Consider the following 23,375-nt stretch of genomic DNA (forward strand, 5'->3'; position numbering starts at 1 on the left):
CTCGCCCACCTACACTTATCGGCCACTACGCGCAAAGGAATAGTCCCGATGAAAGCAGTGTTGTGCAAAGCCCTTGGCCCGGCGCAAAACCTGGTCCTGGAAGAAGTCGCCAGCCCCGTGCCGAAAAAGAACGAGATCCTCCTCGACGTGCAGGCCGCCGGGGTCAACTTTCCCGACACCCTGATCATCGAAGGCAAGTACCAGTTCCAGCCGCCGCTGCCGTTCTCCCCTGGGGGCGAAGCCGCCGGCGTGGTCAGCGCCGTGGGTGAAAAAGCCGGCAACCTGAAGATCGGCGACCGGGTCATGGCCCTGACCGGCTGGGGCAGCTTTGCCGAACAAGTGGCGGTGCCGGCCTACAACGTATTGCCGATCCCGGCGCAGATGGACTTCACCACGGCGGCGGCCTTCGGCATGACCTACGGCACCTCGATGCATGCGCTCAGCCAGCGCGGCCAGCTCAAGGCCGGAGAAACCCTGCTGGTGCTGGGCGCCTCGGGCGGGGTTGGCCTGGCGGCGGTGGAAATCGGCAAGGCCATGGGCGCGCGGGTGATTGCCGCCGCCAGCAGCGCCGAGAAACTTGCCGTAGCCAAGGCGGCAGGCGCCGACGAGCTGATCAACTACAGCGAAACCAGCCTCAAGGACGAAATCAAGCGCCTGACCGGCGGCAACGGCGCCGATGTGATCTACGACCCGGTTGGCGGCGATCTGTTTGACCAGGCGGTGCGCGGCATTGCCTGGAATGGCCGGCTGCTGGTGGTCGGTTTTGCCAGCGGGCGCATCCCCGAGCTGCCAGTGAACCTGGCGCTACTCAAAGGTGCAGCGGTGCTCGGGGTGTTCTGGGGCGCCTTTGCCCAGCGCCAGCCGGCCGACAATGCGGCGAACTTCCAGCAGCTGTTTGCCTGGTTTGCCGAAGGCAAGCTCAAGCCGCTGGTATCGCAGACCTTCCCGCTGGCTGAAGCAGGTGCAGCCATCGAGATGCTGGGCCAGCGCAAGGCGGTGGGCAAGCTGGTGGTGACCATGGCCTGAACAGCTGAGCCCGCTCCTACCTGGAATGGCAGCGCCGAAAGCGCGCCTCCAGGTTGCGATCGGGCATGGCATGGCTGCGCAAGGCATTGAGGGTCTGCTCGACATAATCGCGGGTGCTGCCGTAACGGCCCTTGGCATTGGCAAATATCTGACTGAGCAGGGTGTCCGGCAGGTTGCCGGCATAGCATGGCAAATGCCGCTCCAACACAAACCCCAGGGCCTGGACCTTGCTGCCGTCCTCAAGCCGGCAATTGAGCCAGTGCGGGCGGTACGCAGGGTAAGGCATTTCTCGTTGCCACAAGGCCAGCAACGAATCTTCCAGGCAGTCGTCCGGCAGGCGGTAGGCAAAGCCACTGCACGAACCGCCGCGGTCTAGACCAAAGACCAGGCCCGGGCATTCCGGCGTGCCGCGGTGTTCGTGGGACCACAAATACAGCCCGCGATGATAGCCGTGCACCCGTGCCCGTCGCCGTTCGGCGGCATTGCACTCCGGACGCCAGATCAATGAGCCGTAGGCAAACAACCATACCGGGCCACCCTGGTGCCGGGACATGGTGTGTTGAACTGAATGCACAAGTTGCTCGCGAGTTAACTGTTCGCCGAAATCAAGCAACGGCGGATAGGCCACATTCAAAGATACCGTTTCGATCGCCGACATAGCTGCCGCCACACTTCCCCATGAATTACCAACGCATTGCACTATAAAGCAACGCACGGTGCACAGAGTTACCGTACGGCAGATAAGCGCCGCAATACAAGCCCCCAGACGCCATGAGACGGCGATAAAGGCCGCACCGGTGCGATAACAGGTGCACTGTTTCAAGTGTAGCGAAAGTTATTTTCGTTGCCGGCAATAATTAGTGGCTTATAACCGCTGGCGGCACCGGCAGTTATTTAAACCGGCACGCTGTTGCAGCGTGCCTTATTCCGTCAATCAATTGCGCGGGGCATAAGCGAATACATCGGCGCGCATTTGATGCGCATCCATGCCGGCGTCGACCAGTGCGTCGAGGGTGGCGTAAATCATGTTTGGCGAACCGCTGGCGTACACATGCACACCGGCCAGGTCACTGATGTCTTCGCATACCGCCTCGTGCAACAGGCCGCAGCGCCCTTCCCAGCCGCACAGGTCGCTGACCACCTTGTGCAGGAACAGGTTGGGCAGGCTCTCCCACTCGGCCCAGTGCTCGATCTGGTAGAAGTCGTCCGGTAGGCGCACGCCCCAGTACAGGTGCACCGGGTGCTTGAAGCCGCTGGCCCGGCAATGTTCGATCAGGCTGTGCATCTGCGCCATGCCGGTGCCGGCCGCGATCAGCACCAGCGGGCCATCAGGCAGCTCGGCCAGGTGGGTATCACCAAAGGGCATCTGCAGCCGCGCCATGCCGTTGCGCTGCAGTTGCGCGATCAGCTCCAGGGCACTGTTCTCGCGGGCCAGGACATGCAGCTCAAGGTCGCGGCCACTGTGCGGCGCCGAAGCCAGCGAGAAAGCGGCCTTGTCACCGCTGTCACGCTCGATCATCAGGTATTGGCCGGCGTGGTAGCGTGGTGGCTTGCCGGCAGGCGCACGCAGGCGCACGCGCCAGACGTCGCCGCCAACTTCGACACATTCACTGAGCTGACAGGCCAGGGTCCGTACCGGCAGCTCGCCCAGGGCCAGCACGCCATCCCACAACAAGACGCAATCCTCCAGTGGCTCGGCGATGCAGGTGAACAGCTCGCCGTGATCACGCTCGACGCCATCCTGACGCACCCGGCCCTCGACCAGCAGCGCGGCGCAGACATGGCAGTTGCCATTGCGACAGCTTTGCGGGCAGTCGTAGCCCAGGCGTCGCGCCGCATCCAGAATCCTTTCTCCGGGCTTGAGCGCCAACACGGCCCCGGACGGCTGCAAGGTTACCTGCATTTAGTCTATTCCCAACTGGTTCCACAGCTCATCGATCCGCCGGGTGACGGCTTCGTCCTTGACGATGACCCGTCCCCACTCGCGGGTGGTTTCACCCGGCCACTTGTGCGTCGCATCCAGGCCCATCTTCGACCCCAACCCGGACACCGGCGAAGCGAAGTCCAGGTAGTCAATCGGGGTGTTTTCGATCATTACCGTGTCGCGCTTGGGGTCCATGCGCGTGGTAATCGCCCAGATCACGTCGTTCCAGTCACGCGCGTTGATATCGTCGTCCGTGACGATAACGAACTTGGTGTACATGAACTGTCGCAAAAACGACCAGACACCCAGCATCACGCGCTTGGCGTGTCCTGGGTACTGCTTTTTCATGGTCACCACCGCCATGCGGTACGAGCAGCCTTCCGGCGGCAGGTAGAAGTCGGTGATTTCCGGGAACTGCTTTTGCAGGATCGGCACGAATACTTCGTTCAGCGCCACGCCCAGAATCGCCGGCTCATCCGGCGGACGGCCGGTGTAAGTGCTGTGATAGATCGGCTTGCTGCGGTGTGTGATGCGCTCGACAGTGAACACCGGGAAGCTGTCGACTTCGTTGTAGTAGCCGGTGTGGTCGCCGTACGGGCCTTCCGGGGCCATTTCACCCGGATGGATCACGCCTTCGAGAATGATTTCGGCGGTGGCTGGCACCTGCAGGTCGTTGCCACGGCACTTGACCAGCTCGGTACGGTTGCCGCGCAACAGGCCGGCGAAGGCGTACTCGGAGAGGGTATCGGGCACCGGGGTCACGGCGCCAAGGATGGTCGCCGGGTCGGCGCCCAGGGCTACCGCCACCGGGAACGGCTGACCCGGGTGCTTCTCGCACCATTCGCGATAGTCCAGGGCGCCGCCGCGATGGCTCAACCAGCGCATGATGACCTTGTTGCGGCCAATCACCTGCTGACGGTAGATGCCGAGGTTCTGGCGGTCCTTGTTCGGCCCGCGGGTCACGGTCAGGCCCCAGGTGATCAGCGGCGCAACGTCGCCCGGCCAGCAGTGCTGCACCGGCAGCAGGCCGAGGTCGACATCATCACCTTCGATGACCACTTCGTGGCATGCCGCGTCCTTGACCACCTTCGGCGCCATGGACACGACCTTCTTGAAGATCGGCAGCTTCGACCAGGCGTCCTTGAGACCTTTCGGCGGCTCGGGCTCCTTGAGAAAGGCCAGCAGCTTGCCGATTTCACGCAGCTCGCTGACCGACTCGGCGCCCATGCCCATGGCCACCCGCTCCGGGGTGCCAAACAGGTTGCCCAGCACCGGGATGTCGAAGCCGGTAGGTTTTTCGAACAGCAGGGCCGGGCCTTTGGCGCGCAGGGTGCGGTCGCAGACTTCGGTCATTTCCAGGACTGGAGAGATCGGCACCTGGATGCGCTTGAGTTCGCCGCGCTGTTCCAGGCCACGGATAAAGTCGCGCAAATCGCGATACTGCATGCAAAAGCCTCGTATTGGCTGCCGTAGCGGTCGGGCTGCAGAGTGTAGCGCCGAACTCGGCTGCTCAGAATAGCCAAAGTACAGATAGCAAAAAGCCGGGTCGCCCCGGCTCTTGCCCAGCGCAACAGTTTACTTGCGCTTCATCGACAAGAAGAACTCGTCGTTGGTCTTGGTCTGCTTGAGTTTGTCGATCAGGAACTCGATAGCAGCCACTTCATCCATCGGGTGCAGCAGCTTGCGCAGGATCCACATGCGCTGCAGCTCGTCGTCGGCAGTCAGCAGCTCTTCGCGACGGGTACCCGAACGGTTGATGTTGATGGCCGGGAAGACGCGCTTTTCGGCGATCTTGCGGTCCAGGGGCAGCTCCATGTTACCGGTACCCTTGAACTCTTCGTAGATCACTTCGTCCATCTTCGAGCCGGTTTCAACCAGCGCGGTGGCGATGATGGTCAGCGAGCCGCCCTCTTCGATGTTACGCGCGGCGCCGAAGAAACGCTTCGGCTTCTCCAGGGCGTGGGCATCGACACCACCGGTGAGGACCTTGCCGGAGCTCGGGATCACGGTGTTGTAGGCACGGGCCAGACGGGTGATGGAGTCGAGCAGGATGACCACGTCTTTCTTGTGTTCAACCAGGCGCTTGGCCTTCTCGATAACCATTTCGGCAACCTGCACGTGGCGGGTTGGCGGCTCGTCGAAGGTCGAGGCAACCACTTCGCCGCGCACGGTGCGCTGCATTTCGGTTACTTCTTCCGGGCGCTCGTCGATCAGCAGGACGATCAGGTGGCACTCGGGGTTGTTACGGGTGATGTTGGCCGCGATGTTCTGCAGCATGATGGTCTTGCCCGCTTTTGGCGGAGCGACGATCAGGCCGCGCTGGCCTTTGCCGATCGGGGCGCAAAGGTCGATAACCCGGCCGGTGAGGTCTTCGGTGGAGCCGTTGCCGGCTTCCATCTTCAGGCGCTCGTTAGGGAACAGCGGCGTCAGGTTTTCGAACAGGATCTTGTTCTTCGCGTTTTCCGGCCGGTCGAAGTTGATGGTGTCGACTTTCAGCAGGGCGAAGTAACGCTCGCCTTCTTTTGGCGGGCGGATCTTGCCGACGATGGTGTCGCCGGTACGCAAGTTGAAGCGACGGATCTGGCTTGGCGACACGTAGATGTCGTCCGGGCCGGCCAGGTACGAGGCATCGGCCGAGCGCAGGAAGCCGAAGCCGTCCTGGAGAATCTCCAGCACGCCGTCACCGGAGATTTCCTCGCCGCTTTTCGCATGCTTTTTCAACAGGGAGAAAATCACATCTTGCTTGCGCGAACGGGCCATATTTTCTATGCCCATCTGTTCGGCCATTTCGAGCAGATCGGTAATCGGCTTTTGCTTGAGTTCAGTCAGGTTCATAAGGGGAGTGACGTAATCATGTAAGAAGGGGGAATTAAGCTTCTGGCTTAATGAAGCCGCGCCGCAAAGAAGGCGACAGGATCGCGTACTGATTCGAATTAGGGATGCGTCGGCGACGGCGTGCAGAGGGCACCGAAGAAACAGTGCGAGGCCGAATGTAACACCTGCTTTTTCTGGCGTCTAGTCACCAGATAAAGAAAAGCCCCGACGAATGCGGGGCTAATTTCACTCAGATATTGGCGTCCAGGAACGCCTGCAACTGAGATTTCGACAGCGCGCCGACCTTGGTGGCCTCGACATTGCCGTTCTTGAACAGCATCAGCGTCGGGATGCCACGCACGCCATGCTTGGCCGGGGTTTCCTGGTTGTCGTCGATGTTCAGCTTGGCGATGGTCACTTTGCCCGCGTAGGTAGTGGCGATGTCGTCCAGAACCGGAGCGATCATTTTGCAAGGGCCGCACCATTCAGCCCAGTAGTCGACCAGCACCGGGCCTTCAGCCTTCAGGACTTCGGCTTCGAAGGTGGCGTCGGTGACGTGTTTGATAAGATCGCTGCTCATGGAAGTCTCCAAGGTCGTAAGCAAAAAAACGTGGCCCATCATAGCTGCACCGGCTGCCTACAGGAAGCCAGGAACGATTGAGTGTAACTATAGTTGTGCATGACCGCGCATATCGCTGCTGTCACGGGAAAGTCATAATTCCCGCACAACCTGCCCCATATCAAGCCTTGATACGCTGCGCGTTGGCGCCAGCGCCGGATCGTGGCAGGATTGCCGGGTTATCGACCGAGAACCCATGACCATGCCGCAAACCACAGCCAAGAATCTGTCCTTGATCGCTGCCATAGACCTGGGCTCCAACAGTTTCCACATGGTGGTCGCCAAGGCCCACCATAGCGAGATCCGCATCCTTGAGCGGCTCGGCGAAAAAGTTCAGCTGGCCGCCGGCATCAATGAAGAGCGCCAGCTCAGCGAAGAGTCCATGCAACGCGGCCTGGACTGCCTCAAGCGGTTTGCCCAACTGATCAACGGCATGCCCGATGGCGCCGTGCGCATCGTTGGCACCAACGCCCTGCGCGAAGCCCGCAACCGCGGCGAATTCATCCGCCGCGCCGAAGCCATCCTCGGCCACCCGGTGGAAGTCATCTCCGGTCGTGAAGAAGCGCGCCTGATCTACCTCGGCGTGTCCCACACTCTGGCCGACACGCCAGGCAAGCGCCTGGTCGCTGATATCGGCGGCGGCAGTACCGAATTCATCATTGGCCAGCGCTTTGAACCGCTGCTGCGCGAAAGCCTGCAGATGGGCTGCGTCAGCTATACCCAGCGTTATTTCCGCGACGGCAAGATCACCCCGGCGCGTTATGCCCAGGCCTACACCGCCGCACGCCTGGAGCTGATGAGCATCGAGAACGCCCTGCATCGCCTGACCTGGGACGAAGCCATCGGCTCCTCGGGGACCATCCGCGCCATCGGCCTGGCGCTCAAATCCGGCGGCATGGGCAGCGGCGAGGTCAATGCCGAAGGCCTGGCCTGGCTCAAGCGCAAGCTGTTCAAGCTGGGAGAAACCGACAAGATCGATTTTGACGGGGTCAAACCCGACCGTCGGGCGATCTTCCCGGCGGGCCTGGCGATTCTCGAAGCGATTTTCGACGCCCTTGAGCTACAGCGCATGGACCACTGCGACGGCGCCCTGCGTGAAGGCGTGCTGTACGACCTGCTCGGCCGCCACCACCACGAAGACGTGCGCGAGCGCACCCTGACCTCGCTGATGGAGCGTTATCACGTTGACCAGGGCCAGGCGGCACGGGTCGAGCGCAAGGCGCTGCACGCCTTCGACCAGGTGGCCAAAGCCTGGGACCTGGAAGACGGCATCTGGCGTGAACTGCTGGGCTGGGCAGCCAAGGTGCATGAAGTGGGTCTGGACATCGCCCACTACCATTACCACAAGCACGGCGCCTACCTGATCGAGCACTCCGACCTGGCCGGCTTTTCCCGGGAAGACCAGCTGATGCTGGCGCTGTTGGTGCGCGGCCATCGCCGCAACATTCCCAAGGACAAGTTCGCCGAATTCGGCGACGACGCCGCCAAGCTGATTCGCCTGTGCGTACTGTTGCGCTTCGCGATCCTGTTCCATCACATCCGCGGCACCCAGCAGATGCCCACGGTCACCCTGCACGCCAGGGGCGACAGCCTGGACGTCGAGTTCCCGGCCGGCTGGCTGGAAGAAAACCAGCTGACCCAGGCCGACTTCGGCCTGGAGGCAGAATGGCTGGCCCGGGTCGGTTTCGTCCTCAGCGTACGATAAGCACCGGGTTGCTCAGGCGCTCGAGCAGAGCGGCCTGGGCACTGCGCGGGTTCTGGTTGCCGGTTGGCGTGCTGCGTACGTAACGGCCATCCGGTTGCAGGATCCAGGCGTGGGTGTTGTCGGTCAGATACCCTTCGAGTTCCTTTTTCACCCGCAGGATCAGTTTCTTGCCCTCGACCGGGAAGCAGGTCTCGACGCGCTTGTCGAGGTTGCGCTCCATCCAGTCGGCGCTGGAGAGGAACATCTGCTCTTCGCCGCCATTGAGGAAGTAGAACACCCGCGTGTGCTCGAGGAAGCGGCCGATGATCGAGCGCACCTGAATGTTGTGCGACACCCCGGCAATGCCCGGACGCAGGCAGCACATGCCGCGCACCACCAGGTCGATACGCACCCCTGACTGGCTGGCCTTGTACAGCGCGCGGATGATCTTCGGATCGGTCAGCGAGTTGAACTTGGCGATGATGTGCGCAGGCTTGCCGTCGAGGGCGAACTGGGTTTCGCGCGCGATCATGTCGAGCATGCCCTTTTTCAGGGTGAACGGCGCGTGCAACAGCTTCTTCATGCGCAGGGTCTTGCCCATGCCGATCAGCTGGCTGAACAGCTTGCCGACGTCTTCGCACAGGGCGTCGTCGGAGGTCAGCAGGCTGTAGTCGGTGTACAGGCGGGCGTTGCCGGCGTGGTAGTTACCGGTACCCAGGTGCGCATAGCGGACGATCTCGCCGGCTTCGCGGCGCAGGATCAGCATCATCTTGGCGTGGGTCTTGAAGCCCACCACACCGTAGATCACCACCGCACCGGCGGCCTGCAGACGGCTGGCCATCTGCAGGTTGGACTCTTCGTCGAAACGCGCACGCAGCTCGATCACCGCAGTGACTTCCTTGCCGTTACGCGCGGCGTCGACCAGCGCGTCGACGATCTCCGAGTTGGCACCGCTGCGGTACAGGGTCTGGCGCACAGCCAGTACATGCGGGTCCTTGGCGGCCTGACGCAGCAGGTCGACTACCGGGGTGAACGACTCGAAGGGGTGCATCAGCAGGATGTCCTGCTTGCTGACCACGCTGAAAATGTTCTCGCTGTTCTGCAACAGCTTGGGGATTGCCGGGGTAAACGGCGTGTACTGCAGCTCCGGATGGCTGTCCAGGCTGGTGATGCTGAACAGCCGGGTCAGGTTGACCGGGCCGTTGACCTGGTACAGCTCGCTCTCGCTCAGGCTGAACTGCTTGAGCAGGTAGTCGGAGAGGTGTTTGGGGCAGGTGTCGGCCACTTCCAGACGCACCGCGTCACCATAACGGCGCGAGAACAGCTCGCCGCGCAGGGCCCGGGCCAGGTCTTCGACATCTTCGGAGTCCAGCGCCAGGTCGGCGTTGCGGGTCAGGCGGAACTGGTAGCAGCCCTTGACCTTCATGCCCTGGAACAGGTCATCGGCGTGAGCGTGGATCATCGACGACAGGAACACATAGTTGTCGCCAGGCCCACCGACCTCTTCCGGCACCTTGATCACCCGCGGCAGCAAACGCGGCGCCGGGATGATCGCCAGGCCCGAATCGCGGCCGAAGGCGTCGATGCCTTCAAGCTCGACGATGAAGTTCAGGCTCTTGTTCACCAGCAACGGGAACGGGTGAGTCGGATCGAGGCCGATCGGGGTAATGATCGGCGCGATTTCGTCGCGGAAGAAGCGCCGCACCCAGGTCTTGAGCTTGGTGTTCCAGTGGCGGCGGCGAATGAAGCGGATCTGGTGCTTTTCCAGCTCCGGCAGCAGCACGTCGTTGAGGATCGCGTACTGGCGATCGACCTCGCCGTGCACCAGCTCGCTGATCCGCGCCAGCGCCTGGTGCGGCTGCAAGCCATCGGCGCCGGCCTGTTCACGGGCAAAGGTGATCTGCTTCTTCAGGCCCGCCACACGAATTTCGAAGAACTCATCCAGGTTGCTGGAGAAGATCAGCAAGAACTTCAGCCGCTCCAGCAGCGGATAGGACTCATCCAGCGCCTGCTCAAGCACGCGGATGTTGAACTGCAGCTGGGACAATTCGCGGTGAATGTACAGGCTGCTGTCGTCCAGACCGGGAATGACGATGGCAGGCGCAGCCACTGGCGCCGGCGCCGGGGCCTCGACCACCGGCTCGGCAACCGCAGGCGGCTGTGGCGGGGTCTCGACCAGTTGCTCGGGCACGGGCTGGGCGTCTTTGACTGCAACGTCGGTAAGTACTTCGTTATTCATCTAGCGTTCCTGAAGGGCGTTACTGCCCTCTCATCAATTGAGCAGCGCGAACAGCGAAATAGGTGAGGATGCCATCGGCGCCCGCCCGTTTGAAAGCGGTGAGGGATTCAAGGATAACCCCTTCACTGAGCCAGCCGTTCTGAATCGCTGCCATGTGCATGGCGTACTCGCCGCTGACCTGGTAAACGAAGGTCGGCACTTTGAATTCGTCTTTGACCCGGTGAAGGATATCCAGGTACGGCATGCCCGGTTTGACCATGACCATATCGGCGCCTTCCGACAAGTCGGCGGCCACTTCGTGCAGGGCCTCGTTACTGTTGGCCGGGTCCATCTGGTAGGAGGCCTTGTTGGCCTTGCCCAGGTTCAGCGCCGAGCCGACCGCATCGCGGAACGGACCGTAGTAGGCACTGGCATACTTGGCCGAGTAGGCCATGATGCGGACGTTGACGTGACCGGCCAGCTCCAGCGCTTCACGGATGGCCTGGATGCGCCCGTCCATCATGTCCGATGGCGCGACCACCTGGGCACCGGCATCGGCGTGGGACAGCGCCTGGCGCACCAGGGCGTCGACGGTGATGTCGTTCTGAACGTAGCCTTCTTCGTCGAGGATACCGTCCTGGCCGTGGGTGGTGAACGGGTCCAGGGCAACGTCGGTGATCACCCCAAGTTCCGGGAAGCGCTCACGCAGGGCGCGGGTGGCGCGCTGGGCGATGCCGTCGGGGTTCCAGGCTTCAGCGCCGTCGAGGGATTTTTTCTCTACCGGGGTGACCGGGAACAGCGCCAGGGCTGGAATCCCGAGGTTTACCCACTCTTGCGCAGCTTCCAGCAACAGGTCGATGGACAGACGCTCGACGCCCGGCATCGAAGCGACTTCTTCGCGGCGGTTTTCGCCATCGAGGACAAACACCGGGAGGATCAGGTCATCGACAGTCAGAACATTTTCGCGAACCAGACGACGGCTGAAGTCGTCACGACGGTTGCGACGCAGACGGGTGGCAGGAAACAAACGGTTAGCGGGGGTAAAGCTCACGGCAGACTCCTGAGCCCGCGCAGGCGGGCGAGCGCGACAGTTATAAGCGGCCATTATGACGCCTGTATGACAGGCAAGGGCAACCCTGCGACTTGAGGACGCAGTCATTGTCCTTGTAGGAAATGTTCACGTCGAGACACATTTGGACACTTTCCCCAAAGGCCACGAAGGGTTAGGCTGCGCGTTCATTTCGCCAGCACCCAGAAAATGCTCCAACAATTCCTGCAGGATTTCGGCTACTTTGCCCTTTTTCTCGGCACGTTTTTCGAAGGTGAGACCATCCTGGTTCTCGCAGGCTTCCTTGCGTTCCGCGGATACATGGATATCAACCTGGTGGTCGTGGTGGCCTTCTTCGGCAGCTATGCCGGCGACCAGCTGTGGTACTTCATGGGGCGCCGTCACGGGCGCAAGTTGCTGGCACGCAAACCGCGCTGGCAGATGATGGGCGACCGTGCGCTGGAGCACATTCGCCGCCATCCGGACATCTGGGTCCTGAGCTTTCGCTTCGTCTACGGTTTGCGCACGGTGATGCCGGTGGCCATCGGTTTGTCCGGCTACCCGCCGCGCCGCTACCTGCTGCTCAACGGCATTGGTGCGGCCATCTGGGCCCTGGCCCTGGGCGCCGCCGCCTATCACTTCGGCGCCATCCTCGAAGGCCTGCTGGGCAACGTGAAGAAATACGAGCTATGGGTGCTCGGCGGCCTGCTGGTGCTCGGTGGCTGCCTGTGGCTGCGCCGGCGCTTCAAGGCCGCGCGCATTGCGCGCAAGGAAGCGGCTGCCGTAGAGGCCGAAAAGGCTGAGCAGGCTGTAGCCAAGCAGCAGGACCCAAGCCAGGGCAGTGACCGGCCCTGAGCCCGTCATCCCGGCCAGGACCATGGCCGGGACATTCAGCGCCAGGCGCAGTAGCTCCAGCCGCAAAGCCCAGGGGCGGTTCTCCAGGGCCGTGCCGAGCACGAACAAACCAAATGCCATCAAGCCGCAGCCCAGCACCAGGGCAGCCACCGACAACTGCTCGGCGCGCTCCATCAAGTAACTGCCCAAGCCTACGTACACCGCGAACTGCAGCGCCACATACAACTGCTGCGGCCAGGCCAGCGGCACCTCGAATTTCTGGAAGCGGCTCAAGTCCTGCTTGGCTTGCGGATAACGCCGGGCAACGTCATCCGGCCGCCAGCCGGTGGGCATGAACCAGATCCGCAGCTTGTCCCACCAACGCTCGGCATGCCGCGCATCGCTCCACAACTGGGCATAGAACTGCAGGTTGGCCCACAGCGGGTTCCAGCTGGCCAAAGGCGTGGTCACGCCAAAAATCACCGGCTCGTTGTCGTCCTCTTCCTGGAAGGTGCCAAACAGACGATCCCAGACAATGAACACTCCGCCGTAGTTGCGATCCAAGTACAGAGGGTTCTGCGCATGGTGGACGCGATGATTGGACGGGGTAATGAACAGCCATTCCAGCCAGCCCAGCTTGGGGATGTGCCGGGTGTGCACCCAGAACTGGTACAGCAGGTTCAGCGCCGCGACGGTGATGAACACCAGCGGCGGCACCCCCAACACGGCCAGCGGCAGGTAGAAGATCCACGACAGCAAGAAGCCGCTGCTGGTCTGGCGCAGGGCCGTGGACAGGTTGTAGTCCTCGCTCTGGTGATGCACCGAATGGGCGGCCCAGAGGATGTTGCGCTCGTGGCCCATACGGTGCAGCCAGTAATAGCAAAAGTCATAGACGACAAACGCCAGTACCCACACCCACAAGGCTTCGCCCGGCAGTTTGAACAGCGCCAGGTGTTCCCAGGCCAGCGCATAGGTCACCAGGCCGACGCCCTTGGTCAGCAGGCCGGTGGTGGTCGACAGCACGCCGGTGCTGAGGCTGTTGATGGCATCTGCCAGGCGATAGGTCCGTATGCCGCGCAATCGATCGGCGAGCAGCTCGGCAACGATCAGAACAATGAAAAACGGTACCGCCAAAAGGATCAGGTCCATGGGTCTTTTCATCTCCAGCCTATCCAGCAAGATTAGGCCGGGAATGGCATAAACCCTATGGCGACATCTGCCAAACTAGAGGACATTTAGCGCCTCGAATCGGGAGTAGTGAGCATGACCCAGAAAAAAGTTGCTGTGATTCTTTCCGGCTGTGGCGTGTATGACGGCGCCGAAATTCACGAAAGCGTGATCACCCTGCTGCGTCTGGACCAGCGCGGTGCGCAGGTGCAGTGCTTTGCGCCGAACATTGCGCAGATGCACGTGATCGACCACCTGACCGGCGAAGAAATGCCCGAGACCCGCAACGTGCTGGTGGAATCGGCGCGCATCGCTCGCGGCGAGGTCAAGGACCTGCGCGAAGCCGACGCCAAGGACTTCGACGCGCTGATCGTGCCGGGCGGCTTTGGCGCGGCGAAAAACCTTTCGAACTTTGCCGTTGAAGGCGCAGGCTGCAGCGTGCACCCGGACGTCCTGGCCCTGGCCGAAGCCTTTGCCGAAGCCGGCAAGCCGGTCGGCCTGATCTGCATCTCGCCGGCCCTTGCGGCGAAAATCTACGGCCCCGGCGTGGTCTGCACCATTGGCAGCGATGCCGGCACCAGCGCGGCCATCGTCAAGATGGGCGGCACCCATGAGGAATGCGATGTCCATGACATCGTCGAAGACACCCAGCGCAAGCTGGTCAGCACCCCGGCCTACATGCTGGCGAAAAGCATCAGCGAAGCCGCCGGCGGCATCTACAAACTGGTCGACCGGGTGCTGGAACTGACCCACGAGAATGACTGAACACCCCTGTAGGAGCGGGCTTGCCCCGCGATCGCGCGCGAAGCGGTCGTCGTCCAGGCACCACATGATGCGCTGAGATCACGGACCTCATCGCGGGGCAAGCCCGCTCCTACTCAGCCGCGTAAGAATGCGGTCCAGGGCGTTGGCAAACGCCTGCTTCTCGCGATCGCCATACGGCGCTTGGCCGCCGCCGACCTGCCCCTGCTCGCGCAGGTCGGTGAACAGGTTGCGCACCGCCAGCCGCTCACCCATGTTGCGCTCGTCGAACTCCTTGCCGCGCGGGTCGAGGCAGGCAACGCCTTTCTTGACCAGGCGATCGGCCAGCGGCACGTCGCTGCAGATCACCAGTTCGCCGGGCACCGCGTGCTCGACCAGGTAATCGTCGGCGGCATCCGGCCCGCTGGGCACGACGATCAGCTTGACGCAGGCAAAAGCCGGCTTGATCTGGCTCTGGCCGGCTACCAACACCACTTCCAGCTGACGCTTGAGGGCGAACTTGACCAGTTGATCCTTGGCCGCCTTGGGGCAGGCGTCGGCATCGATCCACACACGCATGGCACAGATTTCCAACAAAAACGGGCGAACAGTATCCCTGCTCGCCCGTTTGCCTTCAAATCAGCCCGCTGGCTGGCGGCGCTTCTCGGCCAGGCGGCTGCGCCCGTAAAGGATGGCAATGGCCAACAAGGCCACCAGCTGCGCGGCCAGTGAATAGGCGTCGGCGTGAATGCCCAGCCAGTCGAAATCGAAGAACGCCACCGGCCGGGTACCGAACACCCCGGCCTCTTGCAGCGCCTTGACCCCGTGCCCGGCAAACACCACCGACAAGGCGCACAGCAGCGCCGCGTTGATGCTGAAGAACAACGCCAGCGGCAGTTTGGCCGAGCCGCGCAGGATCACCCAGGCCAGGCCCACCAGCAGCACCAGTGCCGTGGCACCACCGGCCAGTACCGCGTTGTGCCCGGCAGGGCCGGCCTGCAGCCAGAGGGTTTCGTAGAACAGGATCACCTCGAACAGCTCACGGTACACCGAGAAAAACGCCAGCACGGCAAAACCAAAGCGCCCGCCACCACTGACCAGGCTGCTCTTGATGTAATCCTGCCAGGCCGCCGCGTGCCGGCGATCGTGCATCCACACACCCAGCCACAGCACCATGACGCTGGCAAACAGCGCCGTGCAGCCTTCGAGCAGTTCACGCTGGGCGCCACTGACGTCGATTACATAGGCCGCCAGCGCCCAGGTACCCAGCCCGGCCAGCAAGGCCAGGCCCCAGCCGACGTTGACGCTGCGTACGGCCGATTGCTGGCCGGTATTGCGCAGGAAGGCGAGGATCGCCGCCAGCACCAGAATCGCTTCCAGGCCTTCGCGCAGCAGGATCAGCAAGCCGGAGATGTAGCTCAGCGACCAGCTCAGGCCATCGCCACCGAGCAGGCCGGCGGCGTCCTTGAGCTTGGCCTTGGCGGCATCCAGGCGTTGCTGCACCTGCTCCAGTGGCAGGCCGTCCTGCAGCGACTGACGGTAGGCCATCAGGGATTTTTCGGTGTCCTTGCGTACGTTGGCATCGACGTTGTCGAGCGAGCTTTCGACCAGCTCGAAACCTTCCAGGTAGGCCGCTACCGACAGGTCGTAGGCTTGCTCGTGATCACCGGCCTGATAGGCCGCCAGGCTCTTGTCCAGGGTGCTGGCGGTGTAGTCCAGCAGTTGCGCCGGGCCGCGCTGGACCTGCGGCGGTTGCGCACGCTGGGCGCGGAACCGGGCGAGCGCCTCTGGCCCTTCGCTGGCTTCAATTTCGGCCGGGGTCTGACGAGCCAGATCGGCCAGGTTGTAGGTTTTATCGCCCTTGGCCTGGGCCGGGTCGGCAGTGAAGCTGGCGACATAGGTCGCCAGGTCCCAGCGTTGGCGCTCGTCGAGCTGATCGGCGAACGACGGCATATCGGTGCCTTCGATGCCCAGGCCGAGGGTGTTGTACAGGTCGAACAGGCTCAGGCGGTCCAGCCGTTCGAGGCTGCGCAGGTTGGCCGGTGGCGGGGTCAGGCCGAGGCCGGCGGGGCCGTCGCCGGCGCCAGTGTCGCCATGACACACCGAGCAATGCTGGGCATACAGCGGCGCGCCGCGACTCGGGTCCGGGGTAATGATCGGCGCCTGGCTGACCTCATAGGCCACCGCCAGTTGCGCGCCAAGCTGACGGGCCTGGCGGGCGACCACCGCGCCGTCCTGGCGCTGGCTGACCGCCGTACGCAAGTTGACCACGCCCTGCTCCAGGGCCTGGCGCTCAGCGCGCGCCGGCAAGGCGCCGATCAATCCCTGCAACACCTCGAGGAATTCGAGCTGTTCGCGGTATTCGCCGTCGTCGATTACCTTGCCCGCCTCGACGGTGGCCGGGTAATCGGCACCGATGTAATCGAGCAGGTGCAGGGCCTTGGCAGCGCCATCGGGGCTGTCGGCCAGCAGCGTGGCACTGCTCAGCGCCAGCACCGGCCAGAGCAGCCAGGCGAGTAAGCGGGAACGGGGAATCATGAGCGACTCTCAAATGGAAATACGAGGTAAAGCATTGTTCACTTCCACTGCCGTTCGCTCAAGGCTTGCCAGATGAATCCTTGAAAAATTTTGTGACAAATACCCTGCGACACCTCCCGATTAAAGAACGACCGTTCGTCGGCCGATAGCTGAATGCTGGCACGACGGCAAATTCCTAAAGCACAACGCCATTATTTAGCCAGCAAATGCGTTTATAATGCCGCGCCGCTATATAGCGGATCAGAATTTTGGCTCTTCTTTTAAGAGGATTTGGCGATATTGCCAAAGGGATGACAGCCTTCTCGCCCCCAGGCTTTTCATCAATTCAGGGAAGAAGAATTCAGATGGCATCCCGTGTCCTCACCGTCGCGACACTGCTCGCGGCCGTTCAACTGGCTGGTTGCTCGGCCTTTCGCAGCTATGACAGCGAACTTCAGGAAACCAACCAGCACCTGACCAGCGGTAACGTCGACGCTGCCCTGGCGCTGCTGGAAAAAAACAACAAGGGTGAGGACAAAGACCTTCTCTACTACTTCGAGAAAGGCGAGCTGCTGCGCTCCAAGGGCGACCTGGCCGGCAGCCAGCTGGCCTGGCGCAGTGCCGATGACGTGGTGTTCAAGTGGGAAGAGTCGGTCAAGCTCGACACCGACAAGTACCTGAGCCAGTTCGGCAGCTACCTGGTCAACGACAAGGTGCGCCGCTACGAAGGCTATGACTACGAAAAAGTCATGCTGACCACGCAGATGGCCCTCAACCTGCTGGCCCAGAACGACTTCGACGGCGCCCGTACCGAAATCAAGAAGACCCACGAGCGCGAAGCGGTGATTGCCGAGCTGCGCGACAAGGAATACCTCAAGCGCGAAGAAGAGGCCGAGAAAGAAGGCGTCAAGACCGAGTACAAGGACCTTCAGGGTTACCCGGTCGCCAGCCTCGACGCGCCAGAAGTGGTGGGCCTCAAGAACAGCTACCAGAGTGCGTTCAGCCACTACCTGTCTGGCTATGTCTACGAAGCCCTGGGTGAGAAAGGCCTGGCCGCACCGGGCTACCGCAAGGCTGCCGAACTGCGCCCGAACACCCCGCTGCTGGAAAAAGCCCTGCTCGACCTGGACAAGCCAGCGGCGAAAGCCACTGAAAGCGATGTGCTGATCGTGATCCAGAGCGGCCTCGCTCCGGCCCGCGACTCGGTGCGCGTCCCGCTGCCGCTGCCGATCAGCGGCAACCTGGTGATCACCCCGCTGTCGTTCCCGGTGATCAAGGAAGACACTTCCACCGCGCATTTCAGCGAAATCTACCTCAACGACCACTCGCTGAAGCTGACCGCACTCAACAGCACCACTGCCATGTCCCGCCGCGCCCTGCGTGACGACATGCCGGGGATCATCCTGCGCACCAGCGTGCGGGCTATCTCTCGTGGTGTGGCGCAAAAGCAACTGAACGACGCCAACCCGCTGGCTGGCCTGGCACTGGGTATCGCCTCGACCATCACCGAAGGTGCCGACACCCGTACCTGGCGCACCCTGCCGGATGAAACCCAGGTAGCCCGCGTGCGCCTGCGTCAGGGCGAACACCAGTTGAGCCTGCCTTCGAGCCTGGGCGGCAGCCAGGTCAGCGTGAAGATTGACCGGCCGTTCCAGGTGGTCACCCTGCGCGTAGTCGGCAACCAGGTCTTCGCCGGTGGCCCTGCCCTGCAGGTGGCACCAAAAGCCACTGGCCAGGCCGTCGCCAGCCTCAAACAACCTTAAGGAAACGCCATGCGTATCAAATTGCTCGCCGTTCTCGTCACAGCCCTGCTGGCCGGTTGCGCGACCCCGCCACCACCAGAGCCGGGCAGCGCTGCCAGCAAAGTGGTGAAAATGGGCAACCTGAAGAACATCGAGACCGGCCCGATGCGCGTTGCGCGCGAGAACGGCTTCTTGACCGTCAAGGTGTCCCTGAACAACACCAGCAGCAGCAACAAGACCCTGTTCTACCGCTTCGCCTGGCTGGGCAACGACGGTTTCCCGGTGGCCGATGAAGAGAGCTGGAAGACCGTCACCCTGTATGGCAAGCAGGCCAGCGTGTTGCCGGCGATTGCCCCGGTATCCCAGGCCACCGACTTCCGTATCGAAGTTCAGTCTCAGTAATCATTTTTGCAGGAGCACATTTTCATGATTGCACGCATTTCCCTCGCCGCCATTGCCATTGCCCTGGTCAGCGGCTGCAGCACCCCGTCGCCGGTCCTGGGCGGCAAGAACATCGGCTACGGTGACAGCAAGGCCGTGGAACTGGTCACCAACGAGTTCGGTTCGACCGACCTGCAGATGATCGCCGAGTCCATGACCCGCTCGCTGGCCCAGTCCGGCATCCTCCAGGGTCGCCCGGTGGTGCAGGTCTATGACGTGAAGAACAAGACCAGCGAGTACATCGATACCCGCGAGATCACCACGTCGATCAAAACCCAGCTGATGAAGTCCGGCACCGCCCGCTTCGCCAGCGACAACACCCAGATGCAAAGCCAGGTTGACCAGCTCAAGCTGCAGAACCAGAGCGGTCTGTACAAGAAAGGCACCGTGGCCAAGACCGGCAACATGATCGCCGCCAAGTACCGCCTGGAAGGCTCGATCAGCTCGATCGTCAAGCGCAGCAGCGACTACAAGGACGTGTTCTACAAGTTCAGCCTGCAGCTGATCGACGTCGAGAGCGGCCTGGCCGAGTGGATGGACGAGAAAGAAATCCGCAAGACCACGGAGCGCTAAGCAATGCGTGCATGGATGGGCATTCTGGGCCTGGCTTGCGCGTTCAGCGTGCAAGCGGCCCCAAAAGTCGCAGTAACCGACCTCGCCTACCAGGAGCGTGTGGAGCAGTACATCCACATGGTCTCGGCGCAGAACAGCAGCCAGGCGAGCATGTACCACGCCAGTGGTTCGTCGAGCTACAGCGAGTTCGAAAGCAGCGAGAGCTACATCGAGCAGACCGAGCTGCGCAAGTTCAGCGGCGACATCAAGGGCGAGATTCTCAAGTCCGGGATGTTCCAGCTGGTCCAGGGTACGCCGTACACGGCCGATGCCAAGGCTGACGTCTACGACGTTATCCGCCGCATCAAGAACGGCAACTTCAAAGGTGCTGACTACGTGCTGTTCGGTACCTTGTCGGATATCGACTTCCAGCGCGATATCACCTCCCTGGACAACACCAACAGCTATTCGGCGATCCTCGGCCTGAGCCTGGTGGCCGACTTCAGCCTGATCAACACCAAGACCTACGAGATCACCTCGGCGTTCACCGCCATGGGTGAGGGCCAGGACACCAAGCTGGTCAACAGCCAGGATGTTCGGGTCACCCTCAACCGCCCACGGGTGGTACGTGAGGTTTCCAAGGAACTGGGCATGGACGTTGCCAAGCAACTGGCCGAACAGCTGGTAGGCGCGATGCCGGAGCGTGAACGCACCCCGGCGCGCAACAACCTGCCGCCTGACGAGCCAGCGCAGATCCTGCGTTGAGAAAGTAAAAAGGCGACCTTCGGGTCGCCTTTTTTTATGCTGATTGTTTTCCTACACCGGCGCGCGGCGAATGGTCGCCAGCAAGGTCGCAGCCCCCAGGAACAGTCCGGCAAAGGTGCGGTTCATCCGCCGCTGCTGCCGGGGCGTACGCAACAGGCGCAGCACTTTGGCCGCAAGCCCGGTGTAACCGGCCATGACCATCAGATCGACCGTGACCATGGTCGCGGCAATGATCAGGTACTGCGGCACCAGCGCCGCATGCGGATTGATGAACTGCGGCAGCACCGCGAGCATGAAGATCAGCGCCTTGGGGTTGCTGACGTTGACCAGAAAGCCACGGAACACCAGGCTCAACGGCTTGCCGATCGGGCGCACGGCGGATTCGTCGCTGATGTCAGCCGGCAGCGCCCGCCACTGTTTGACCGCCAGGTACACCAGGTAGGCCACGCCGAACCATTTGATCACCTGGAATGCGGTGGCCGATGCCGCGAGGATGGCACCGACGCCGGCGGCAATGATCGCAATCTGCAGCACCAGGCCCAGCTGCAGGCCTAGCGCGTTCCAGTAGCCGCGCCAGAAGCCGTATTGCAGGCCGCAGGACATCGAGGCAATGGCCCCGGCACCCGGCGACAGACTGATCACCCAGCAAGCGGCAAAAAATGCCAACCACGTTTCCAATGACATCGCGCACCTCGGCACTAACTTGTTACAAACCTCTAAGCTAGTGCCCTGGCGAAAAAATCACCACGATTTTTTTCTGCGATCGATCAATTGCCCGGGGTTTTGCTCTCGCTCACCAGCGGCAGCACTTCGGCACCGCGCCAGCGCCGCACCGATTTCTGGAAGAACTGGCTGTTGGGCACTTGCACCAGCGCACCGCCCGCTTCCGGCAGTTCGATCAAGGTGGTGAACAACAGGTTGATGGCCACCACCCGGCCTTTGACGCCCGGCTTGTCGATGGTTTCCACCAGTTCCACCACATCGCCGATGCGAAACGGCCCGACGGTAAAGATCAGCACCGCGCACAGCAGGTTCGACAGCACGCTCCACATGGCGAAGAACGCCACTGCGGCAACCGCCACGAACCCGGACAGTGCGGTCCACAGCACCGTGGCGGAAACCCCCAGGCGCTCGAGCACGAAGATCAGCGCACTGCCCATGATCAGCCAGCGCAGGCCACCACGCAGCGGCATCAGCAGCTCCGGTGGCAACGGGTAGCGCTCGCCCAGGCGCTTGAGGCAACGGGCAACCACGCGCTGCAGGATGAACGCCGCCGAAAGTATCAGCAGGATCTGCAAACCCAGCCAGAACGGAGCGATCCATTCCACCGGCAATGGCAACTGCAAGGATTCCATCAGGACAACGCCTCCAGCTCCGCCTGCATGCCCTCGAGGGTCTCCAGGGCGGCCATCCAGGCTTCCTCGAGCTCCCCTTCACGAACCTTAAGCTTGGCCTGCTGGGCCAACAGCTCACGCAACTCGTCCTTGCGCGCGGCTTCATACAGGGCGCTGTCAGCCAGACTGGCATCGACCTTGGCCAGTTGCTCATGCACGGTGCCCAGCTCGCGTTCGAGCTTGTCGGCTTCACGCTTGTGCGGTGCCAGTTGCTGACGCAGGGCGGCAGCGGCCTGGCGCTGGGCCTTTTTGTCGGTTTTGTCGGCATTGACCGGCGCAGTGCTGACCGGGGCATTGCGTTGACGGTACTCGACCAGCCAGCGGGTGTAGTCGTCCAGGTCACCGTCGAAGGTCTCGACCTTGCCGTCGGCGACCAGCAGGAAGTCATCGGTGGTGCTCTTGAGCAAGTGACGGTCGTGAGAGACCACCAACACCGCACCACTGAATTCCTGCAGGGCCATGGTCAGCGCCAGGCGCATTTCCAGGTCCAGGTGGTTGGTCGGTTCGTCGAGCAGCAACAGGTTCGGCCGCTCCCAGGCGATCAGGGCCAGGGCCAGGCGGGCTTTTTCGCCGCCGGAGAAATTCACCACCGGCTCGTCGATGCGCGCGCCGCGGAAATCGAATCCACCCAGGAAGTCTCGCAAGGTCTGCTCGCGCTCGGTCGGCGCCAGGCGCTGCAGGTGCAGCAACGGGCTGGCCTTGTTGTCCAGCGAGTCGAGCTGGTGCTGGGCGAAGTAGCCAACCGAGAGGTTCTCGCCGCGTACCAGGCGCCCGCTGAGCGGCTCCAGTTCGCCGGCGAGGTTCTTGATCAGGGTCGACTTGCCCGCGCCGTTGGGGCCGAGCAGGCCGATCCGCGCCCCCGGGGTGAGCTGCAACTTGACCTTCTCGAGGATGGTCTTGTCGCCATAGCCCAGGCGGGCTTCGGACAGGTCGAGCAGCGGGCTGGAGATTTTCTCCGACTCGCGGAAAACGAAGTCGAACGGCGAATCGACATGCGCCGCCGACAGCTCCTCCATGCGCTCCAGGGCCTTGATCCGGCTCTGCGCCTGACGGGCCTTGGTGGCCTGGGCCTTGAACCGGGCGATGTACTTTTCCATGTGCGCGCGCTGCGCCTGCTGTTTCTCGTAGGCTTGTTGCTGCTGCGCCAGGCGTTCGGCACGGGTGCGCTCGAACGCGGTGTAGCCACCACGGTAGAGGGTCAGCTTGCACTGCTCGACATGGGCGACGTGATCGACCACGGCATCGAGGAAGTCACGGTCGTGGGAGATCAGCAGCAGCGTGCCCGGATAGCCCTTGAGCCAGTCTTCGAGCCAGAGGATGGCGTCCAGATCCAGGTGGTTGGTCGGTTCGTCGAGCAGCAACAGGTCAGACGGGCACATCAGGGCCTGGGCCAGGTTCAGGCGCATCCGCCAGCCACCAGAGAAGTCGCCGACCCGGCGGTCCATCTGCTCGTTGGTAAACCCCAGGCCTGCCAGCAGCTTGCGCGCCCGCGCATCGGCGGTATAACCGTCGGCGCTGTCGAGCTCGATATGCAGGCGTGCCAACGCAGTGCCGTCGTGGGCAGCTTCGGCCGCAGCCAGGTCGGCCTGGACCTTGCGCAGGCGGGCATCGCCGTCGAGCACATAGTCGACCGCCAGGCGCTCGAGGGTGTCGACCTCCTGGCGCATGTGCGCGATGCGCCAGTCGCCAGGCAGCTGGCAGTCGCCGGAGTCGGGCGTCAGCTCACCGCGCAGCAAGGCGAACAGGCTGGATTTACCGGCGCCGTTGGCACCGATCAGGCCGGCTTTCTGGCCGGCGTGCAGGGTCATCTCGGCGCCTTCTAGCAGGCGCTGTGGACCACGCTGTAAAGTGAGGTTCGATAGTCTGATCATAATGGCCGCGGAGTCTAC

At 62.5% G+C, this 23,375-nt stretch carries 20 protein-coding genes and 1 pseudogene; 8 read left to right on the plus strand and 13 right to left on the minus strand.

The window, feature by feature from the left end:
• Positions 1–48 precede the first annotated feature (48 nt).
• Positions 49–1,026, plus strand: a complete 978-nt coding sequence (locus LOY34_RS26255; RefSeq protein WP_045201054.1) for an NADPH:quinone oxidoreductase family protein — start codon at positions 49–51, stop codon at positions 1,024–1,026.
• A gap of 16 nt (positions 1,027–1,042) precedes the next feature.
• Here LOY34_RS26255 and LOY34_RS26260 read toward each other — a convergent pair whose 3' ends face one another.
• The 5 genes from LOY34_RS26260 to trxA all read right to left on the minus strand — a co-directional run bounded on the left by LOY34_RS26260 (position 1,043) and on the right by trxA (position 6,344).
• Positions 1,043–1,684, minus strand: coding sequence for a gamma-glutamylcyclotransferase (locus LOY34_RS26260; RefSeq protein WP_045201052.1), 642 nt, complete (start codon positions 1,682–1,684; stop codon positions 1,043–1,045).
• 276 nt (positions 1,685–1,960) lie between these two features.
• A complete protein-coding gene (locus tag LOY34_RS26265) occupies positions 1,961–2,929 on the minus strand; it encodes a CDP-6-deoxy-delta-3,4-glucoseen reductase (protein WP_123566898.1) in 969 nt (322 codons plus the stop codon).
• Positions 2,930–4,396 (minus strand): 4-hydroxy-3-polyprenylbenzoate decarboxylase, encoded by a 1,467-nt coding sequence (gene ubiD, locus LOY34_RS26270; RefSeq protein WP_195885291.1) that lies wholly within the window; start codon positions 4,394–4,396, stop codon positions 2,930–2,932. It lies immediately after the preceding gene.
• Positions 4,397–4,525: 129 nt separating this feature from the next.
• The gene (gene rho / locus LOY34_RS26275) at positions 4,526–5,785 is read right to left on the minus strand and encodes a transcription termination factor Rho (RefSeq protein WP_028942380.1); all 1,260 of its coding nucleotides are present in this window, start codon (positions 5,783–5,785) and stop codon (positions 4,526–4,528) included.
• A gap of 229 nt (positions 5,786–6,014) precedes the next feature.
• Positions 6,015–6,344: a thioredoxin TrxA gene (trxA, locus tag LOY34_RS26280; protein ID WP_195885292.1), complete on the minus strand. Its 330-nt coding sequence runs from the start codon at positions 6,342–6,344 to the stop codon at positions 6,015–6,017.
• 241 nt (positions 6,345–6,585) lie between these two features.
• Here trxA and ppx point away from each other — a divergent pair, with 241 nt between their 5' ends.
• The gene (gene ppx / locus LOY34_RS26285) at positions 6,586–8,088 is read left to right on the plus strand and encodes an exopolyphosphatase (RefSeq protein ID WP_195885935.1); all 1,503 of its coding nucleotides are present in this window, start codon (positions 6,586–6,588) and stop codon (positions 8,086–8,088) included.
• Here ppx and ppk1 read toward each other — a convergent pair.
• Positions 8,075–10,306, minus strand: coding sequence for a polyphosphate kinase 1 (gene ppk1 / locus LOY34_RS26290; protein WP_045201039.1), 2,232 nt, complete (start codon positions 10,304–10,306; stop codon positions 8,075–8,077). The two genes, ppx and ppk1, sit on opposite strands and share 14 nt — an antisense overlap.
• Before the next feature lie 19 nt (positions 10,307–10,325).
• On the minus strand, positions 10,326–11,336 hold the full coding sequence (gene hemB, locus LOY34_RS26295; RefSeq protein WP_045201037.1) for a porphobilinogen synthase: 1,011 nt from the start codon (positions 11,334–11,336) through the stop codon (positions 10,326–10,328).
• Positions 11,337–11,543: 207 nt separating this feature from the next.
• On the opposite strand from hemB, the gene LOY34_RS26300 reads away from it, so the two are divergent.
• Entirely contained in the window at positions 11,544–12,188 is a 645-nt protein-coding gene (locus tag LOY34_RS26300; RefSeq protein ID WP_082075496.1) for a DedA family protein, read from the plus strand.
• A gap of 501 nt (positions 12,189–12,689) precedes the next feature.
• Here the strand turns inward: LOY34_RS26300 and LOY34_RS26305 are convergent.
• Positions 12,690–13,328 (minus strand): annotated as a pseudogene (locus tag LOY34_RS26305) (sterol desaturase family protein); the annotation flags it as partial.
• Positions 13,329–13,430: 102 nt separating this feature from the next.
• Between LOY34_RS26305 and elbB the strand changes: the two are divergent.
• Positions 13,431–14,099 carry an isoprenoid biosynthesis glyoxalase ElbB gene (elbB, locus tag LOY34_RS26310; RefSeq protein WP_045201032.1) on the plus strand — a complete coding sequence of 223 codons (669 nt, stop codon included), beginning with the start codon at positions 13,431–13,433 and terminating at the stop codon, positions 14,097–14,099.
• Between the two features lie 87 nt (positions 14,100–14,186).
• Here elbB and LOY34_RS26315 read toward each other — a convergent pair whose 3' ends face one another.
• Positions 14,187–14,654, minus strand: a complete 468-nt coding sequence (locus LOY34_RS26315) for a YaiI/YqxD family protein (protein WP_093378193.1) — start codon at positions 14,652–14,654, stop codon at positions 14,187–14,189.
• Positions 14,655–14,714: 60 nt separating this feature from the next.
• Positions 14,715–16,613 carry a cytochrome c/FTR1 family iron permease gene (locus LOY34_RS26320; protein WP_195885293.1) on the minus strand — a complete coding sequence of 633 codons (1,899 nt, stop codon included), beginning with the start codon at positions 16,611–16,613 and terminating at the stop codon, positions 14,715–14,717.
• 344 nt (positions 16,614–16,957) lie between these two features.
• Here LOY34_RS26320 and LOY34_RS26325 point away from each other — a divergent pair, with 344 nt between their 5' ends.
• The 4 genes from LOY34_RS26325 to LOY34_RS26340 are packed head-to-tail and all read left to right on the plus strand — an operon-like array spanning position 16,958 to position 20,092.
• The gene (locus LOY34_RS26325) at positions 16,958–18,355 is read left to right on the plus strand and encodes a COG3014 family protein (RefSeq protein ID WP_045201029.1); all 1,398 of its coding nucleotides are present in this window, start codon (positions 16,958–16,960) and stop codon (positions 18,353–18,355) included.
• A 9-nt stretch (positions 18,356–18,364) separates the two neighbouring features.
• Positions 18,365–18,736, plus strand: coding sequence for a YcfL family protein (locus LOY34_RS26330; RefSeq protein WP_045201027.1), 372 nt, complete (start codon positions 18,365–18,367; stop codon positions 18,734–18,736).
• A 24-nt stretch (positions 18,737–18,760) separates the two neighbouring features.
• Positions 18,761–19,348 carry a penicillin-binding protein activator LpoB gene (gene lpoB / locus LOY34_RS26335; protein ID WP_045201026.1) on the plus strand — a complete coding sequence of 196 codons (588 nt, stop codon included), beginning with the start codon at positions 18,761–18,763 and terminating at the stop codon, positions 19,346–19,348.
• A gap of 3 nt (positions 19,349–19,351) precedes the next feature.
• Positions 19,352–20,092 (plus strand): hypothetical protein, encoded by a 741-nt coding sequence (locus tag LOY34_RS26340; protein ID WP_045201024.1) that lies wholly within the window; start codon positions 19,352–19,354, stop codon positions 20,090–20,092.
• A gap of 51 nt (positions 20,093–20,143) precedes the next feature.
• On the opposite strand, the gene LOY34_RS26345 is transcribed toward LOY34_RS26340, so the two are convergent.
• The 3 genes from LOY34_RS26345 to LOY34_RS26355 all read right to left on the minus strand — a co-directional run bounded on the left by LOY34_RS26345 (position 20,144) and on the right by LOY34_RS26355 (position 23,357).
• Positions 20,144–20,776, minus strand: a complete 633-nt coding sequence (locus LOY34_RS26345) for a LysE family transporter (RefSeq protein ID WP_045201023.1) — start codon at positions 20,774–20,776, stop codon at positions 20,144–20,146.
• 83 nt (positions 20,777–20,859) lie between these two features.
• Positions 20,860–21,447, minus strand: a complete 588-nt coding sequence (locus LOY34_RS26350) for a mechanosensitive ion channel family protein (protein WP_045201021.1) — start codon at positions 21,445–21,447, stop codon at positions 20,860–20,862.
• Complete coding sequence (locus LOY34_RS26355; RefSeq protein ID WP_195885294.1) at positions 21,447–23,357, minus strand: ATP-binding cassette domain-containing protein; 1,911 nt, start codon at positions 23,355–23,357, stop codon at positions 21,447–21,449. The genes LOY34_RS26350 and LOY34_RS26355 overlap by 1 nt, the downstream gene beginning before the upstream one ends.
• Positions 23,358–23,375 lie beyond the last annotated feature (18 nt).

The sequence above is a fragment of the Pseudomonas sp. B21-009 genome (assembly GCF_024749345.1).
Taxonomy (GTDB): Bacteria; Pseudomonadota; Gammaproteobacteria; order Pseudomonadales; family Pseudomonadaceae; genus Aquipseudomonas.